We start from the raw sequence: 1,276 nt of genomic DNA, 5'->3' as shown, positions 1-1,276 counted from the left end.
CGGGGCGGGCAGCGCGCGGGTGTCGAGTTTGCCGTTAGCGGTCAACGGCAACGCCTCTAGGGCGATGACCGCGGCCGGGATCATGTAGGCCGGCAGGTGTTCGGCCAAGGCGCTACGCAGGGTCGCCGGGTCGGCGTCGCCGGTGATGTAGCCGATCAGGCGTTTGATCCCGGGTTGGTCTTCGCGGGCAAGCACCACCGCCTGCTCCACCCCGGCCAGGGTGGTCAGGGCGGCCTGGATTTCGCCCAGTTCGATGCGGTAGCCGCGGATCTTGACCTGCTCATCGGCGCGCCCGTGGTAGTCCAGCTGCCCATCAGCGCGCCAACACACCAGATCCCCGGTCCGATACATCCGCTGCCCCGGCGCCCCGAACGGACACGCCACGAACCGCGACCCGGTCAACCCCACCCGGCCCACATAACCCACGCCCACCCCGGCGCCGGCCACATACAACTCACCGACCACCCCGACCGGCACCGGACGCAACCACCCATCAAGGACGAACAACGCCGCCCCACCCACCGGCGAACCGATCGGCGGGGCCCCCGATCCCGCCCGCAGTGGGGCGCTGATTGCCACACACATCGTGGTTTCGGTGGGGCCGTAGGCGTTGACCATCACCCGCCCCGGCGCCCACCGATCCACCACCTGCGGCGGGCAGGCCTCCGCAGCCATCACCAACGCCACCGACTGCAACCCCTCGGATGGCAGCATCGCCACAGCCGACGGAGTGTCGGTAAGCACGTTCACCTGTTCCGCAACGAGCAGGTCGTGGAAATCGTCCGGTGCGCGCACCACGTCGTCGGGCACCACCACCACCCGCCCACCGCCGAGCAGCGCACCCCAGATCTCCCACACCGAGACGTCGAATGCCAGCGAGTGACTGTGCGTCCACACCCTCGCCGTGGGCAGCCCGGCGTCCAACGATTCCAATAATTGGGTGACGTTGCGGTGGGTGATGGCCACGCCTTTGGGGACCCCGGTGGTGCCCGAGGTGTAAATCAGGTAGGCGAGGTCATCAGCCGCGGGCGCCGGCAAGTCCGTGGTGGGTTGGTCATCGACGGCGGGGTCGTCGACCTCGAGGACTGGCACGCCGAAACCCTCGACCCGCGCGCGCAACGCGGTAGTGGTCACCACCGCGACCGGGGCCGCGTCGGTGAGCATGAACTCGATGCGCGCTGCCGGGGCGGCGGCGTCGATCGGCAGATAAGCCGCCCCGGTCTTCAATACCGCCACCATCGCGGTGATCGCCTCGGGTGAACGCGAAAACAGCAGC

The 1,276-nt window shown here is 69.0% G+C and carries 1 protein-coding gene; it reads right to left on the bottom strand.

The annotated features are described in order from the left end of the window. The coding region (locus AC5Y30_RS25390; RefSeq protein WP_499922049.1) for an amino acid adenylation domain-containing protein at positions 1-1,276 on the bottom strand (1,276 nt) is incomplete at both ends.

This window comes from Mycobacterium sp. NGS27 (assembly GCF_059813005.1).
This window is presented reverse-complemented; position numbering and strand designations above follow the sequence as displayed.